This is a genomic window from Salegentibacter sp. (assembly GCF_041642575.1).
In the GTDB taxonomy this organism is placed as follows: Bacteria; Bacteroidota; Bacteroidia; order Flavobacteriales; family Flavobacteriaceae; genus Salegentibacter.
In genome coordinates, this window is sequence record NZ_JBEPWD010000142.1 from 1 (window position 1) to 3,902 (window position 3,902).

Annotated in this window: 4 protein-coding genes; 2 read left to right on the forward strand and 2 right to left on the reverse strand. The window is 41.2% G+C overall.

From position 1 onward, the window contains the following. Positions 1–92: 92 nt before the first annotated feature. Together ACESK1_RS12450 and ACESK1_RS12455 are read left to right on the forward strand one after the other, a co-directional pair. A complete protein-coding gene (locus ACESK1_RS12450) occupies positions 93–1,250 on the forward strand; it encodes a DUF4960 domain-containing protein (RefSeq protein WP_372920507.1) in 1,158 nt (385 codons plus the stop codon). Between the two features lie 76 nt (positions 1,251–1,326). Continuing rightward, complete coding sequence (locus tag ACESK1_RS12455; protein ID WP_372920508.1) at positions 1,327–2,214, forward strand: carbohydrate kinase family protein; 888 nt, start codon at positions 1,327–1,329, stop codon at positions 2,212–2,214. Between the two features lie 294 nt (positions 2,215–2,508). On the opposite strand, the gene ACESK1_RS12460 is transcribed toward ACESK1_RS12455, so the two are convergent. Both ACESK1_RS12460 and ACESK1_RS12465 read right to left on the reverse strand, forming a co-directional pair. After that, positions 2,509–3,018 (reverse strand): cupin domain-containing protein, encoded by a 510-nt coding sequence (locus ACESK1_RS12460; protein ID WP_372920509.1) that lies wholly within the window; start codon positions 3,016–3,018, stop codon positions 2,509–2,511. Between the two features lie 192 nt (positions 3,019–3,210). Then, positions 3,211–3,902 (reverse strand): SDR family oxidoreductase (locus tag ACESK1_RS12465; protein WP_372920510.1); only part of this gene is annotated, 692 nt, incomplete at its 5' end.

The window sequence follows — 3,902 nt, forward strand, 5'->3', positions numbered from 1 at the left end:
GGTACAACCAACGATTTTCAGTCGAACATAGAAACTTTCACAAAGAATATTCTCGATTACCTGTACAATCTTGAAGACTAAAACTAAAGCTCATGAAATATAAATTCAGCTATATAATTTTCAGCTTTCTTGCTCTCGCCATGTTTCTGGGCTGTGAAGAAAGAGAAAATTTTGACGAAGATCTGAGCCCGGTGCTAAATTCTGTTACCACTTTACAAGGTAACGGAACCCGGGCGAATATAAACCATTTAGAGGGAAGGATCAATCTGGTCCTTCCCCCAAGAACCGATATCACCAATGTTGAACTGGAGATTACCGCCCCCGAAGGTGTAGAGGTAAATCCTTCTTCGGGGAGTACTTTAGACCTGTCTGAACGCGTTGAAATTACTTCAGCCTACGGAAATTCAACCAGGAATTACCAATTGATCACAAGGGTTTTACCCAATAAGATTGCCTTTCTTGGAGAACAGGAAACCTTTGAGGAACTCCTTGAAAATGCCGATGACGACATAGTTGCAGCCGCAGAATGGCTACAGGAAACTTATCCTGAAGATTTTGAATATCTAAATGCCGCCGAGGTAACTTTTGAAGACCTTCAAAGTGTAAACGTAGTGGTGTTCTACTATGACCAGGTTGGAAGTTCTGAACTGCCCGAAGTTTTTACCGAAGGCGGAGCTAAATCGGCTTTTATTCAATATTTGGTTGAAGGCGGAAAAATGCTTTTAGGAGGAATGGCCACAAGTTTTGCTGAAACCGTTGGAAGAGATCAAAGCGGTTTGCTTACAATTCAAAGCAGCGGCGAAGGCTTCGATTCCCCCGATACCTGGGCCATTGACGGAGGAGTAAACTTTGAAAGTTCCAAAAAGAACCATCCCATTTATACTTTTAATGAAGGATTAGTAGAAGAAAATGAAGAAGGATATTTCCCCGTTATAGATGCCGGTTTCAGAGAAGACCACAACAACCTTTGGGATGCATCTTCCCTTCTGGAATCCGGAAATCAGCCCGGCCAGTTTAATGAATTTGAACGCCTGTATGGTGGAGAGGTTTTAGCTGTTTGGAGTGGTGTGGCAGACGAATGTTGCCCGGGAATCATAGAATTCAAACCAAAAACCCCTTATTCAGGAACCATAATCGCTATTGGTATTGGTGGAATTGAATGGAATATGAACGATGGACGCACCAATGAGTATAGAAGCAACATTGAGGGTATTTATAAAAATGCAATTGATTACCTGAGTACTCTGTAAAATTTTAGGCTGTGTTTTCAGGCAGAACATAGAATTGATTTTTTATGTTCTGCTATTTTAAATTTAAATACAAAGAATGATACATAAATCTGCAATCTGCTTTGGTGAGATCCTTATCGACGATTTTCCCGATATGGAACGTATTGGGGGAGCCCCGCTTAATGTTGCTTCCAGGCTTCAGAAACTAGGGGTAGAAACTCAAATTATCAGCCAGGTAGGAGAAGATGAGAATGGAAAAAAATTGCTGGCTTATCTTGAGAAAATAGGAGTGGGAACCGGCTTGGTTTCGGTTACCCCTCATTTTCCTTCAGGGGTGGTTCAGGTGCAACTTTCGGCATCCGGTTCGGCGAGTTATGAGATTTCCTATCCTGCAGCCTGGGATAAGATCCGGCTTTCAGAAGAAATGAAAATGGCAGTTAAAAAAGCCGATTTAATGATCTTCGGAAGTTTGGTGTGCCGCGATGAGGTGAGTCGAAATAGCCTACTGGAACTTTTACCTTATGCTAAATTCAGGGTTTTTGATGTGAACCTGAGGCCACCGCATTACGAAAAGGAAATTCTCGTTGAGCTAATGCAGCAGGCCGATTTCATCAAATTTAATGATGACGAGTTGTTCGAGATCGCAGAAATGCTGGGCTCTACTTTTCATTCCCTGGAACAGAATATTCACTTTCTTGCTGAAAAGACAAGTACTAGTGATATTTGTGTGACAAAGGGACGGCACGGGGCAGTCTTATTGAAGGATGAAAAATTATATTACAACAGCGGATTCAAAATAGAAGTGAAAGATACCGTTGGTGCGGGAGATTCCTTCCTGGCTTCGCTCTTAGCTAAATTGCTTCAGGAAGAGGAACCTCAGCAGGCCCTGAATTTTGCCTGCGCGGTAGGAGCTTTAGTTGCTGCAGAAGAAGGTGCAAATCCAGATATCTCGAACTCAAAGATAAACGAATTCATGAATGTTTGATTTTTCTTATTCAAAGATGCTTTTACATTCAGTATTGAATTTAAGGCCCGGTTTAAGATGGAATTCAAGTAGAGAAGAAAGATTAATTGCATGAGTGTGAAAAGGCAGCGGTTTCCATTATGTCTTTTTTGTAATACCGTTTTAACCCTGAGCATCATTCAGAAATTCCGAATGATGCTCAGGTTTTTTATTCTTTAGAATTATATAGTTTTAATTAAATGAGGTGTTTTTATTCTCCTCAGATTTAGTCAAAACCCTTTTAACAAAAAAAACACTGAAAATTTACAGTTCTTTTTAGTGGTCATGATGTTCTTCTGCCTCTTCGTAGGTTTCATGAATGGTGCCAGCTTCATGTTGGGGTGGCCCGTAGAGCGTATAGATTTTCAGCGGTTCCTGTCCTACATTTACAATCTTATGCCAGTATCCTGCCGGAATCATTGTGATCCAGTCATGGTCAATAGTTTTGTCAAAGGTGAGATCGTCTTTTTCTTCTCCCATTAAAACACGAGCAACACCACTCTCTATCCGAATAAACTGATCATTTTCGGAATGAAGCTCCAGGTCAATCTCATCTCCCGGTTCCAAAGACATCAACACCAGTTGCATATCTTTTCCGGTCCATACCGCCATACGATAGTGGGAATTGTCTAAAGTGGCCTCTTCAATGTCTATGATCCAGGGTTTTTTTCCTTCATCTTCAATAGTTGTTGAGTTTTCCTGGGAAAACACGTTTGTTCCTGCAAACATCAGCAATACTAATGTACATAACAAAAACCAGCGATGGGTTGAAATTATTTTTTTCATAGTTTCTCGTTGTTTATTAGCTTAAAGTTAGCGAAAAACTTCGAATTAAAAAATGGCGGGAAAAAGGCGAAATGCCCATTCCAAAATATAGTGAAAAGCAAATTGAAGCCCTGCGATCTTCAATCAATTATCCACCCGATGGATCTGTTAGCCGAAAGGAAACCCCTAACAATTAAGTTGAAATATTTCCAATCAACTCTTCCCCGTAGGTTTGATCAATAGCTCGTTGACATTTACTGAATCAGGTTGGGAAATGGCATAAAAAACGGCATCGGCAATATTTTCAGGTTTCAATTTGGGTTCGTTTCCACCATAATCTTTATCTTCTAAAAGTTCCTCATCACTAATATCTTCCCGAAGGTCGGTTTCTACCGTTCCCGGTTCAATGGAAGTAATTCGGATATTAAATTCCGGAGAAAGCTCCATACGCATTGCCCTGGAAAGTTCAATAATAGCTGCTTTTGAGGCTCCGTAAACTGCCCCGCCTTCAAAGATCTCCTTTCCGTCTACTGAAGCGATATTGATAATATGTCCGCTCTTTTGCTCCTTCATAGACGGAAGTGCTTCGTGAATACAACGCAGTGTTCCCTTTACATTGACTTCGATGGTTTGTAACCATTCCTCCAGGTGACGGTTTTTGAGATAGGTGAGAGGCATGACCCCAGCCGAATTAACCAGGATATCAATTCTGCCGAATTCTTTTCTGATCTTTTCAAAAGCCCCATTTACGCTAGCGGTGCTGCTCACGTCCATTCCGGCGATAAAACTTTCAGTAGGGAGTTTCTTTTTAATCTCTGCCAGTTTTTCCAGGCTTCTGCTGGCCAGGGCAACTTTACATCCCTCGGCCGATAGTTTTTCGGCTATTGCTTTTCCTATTCCGCTAC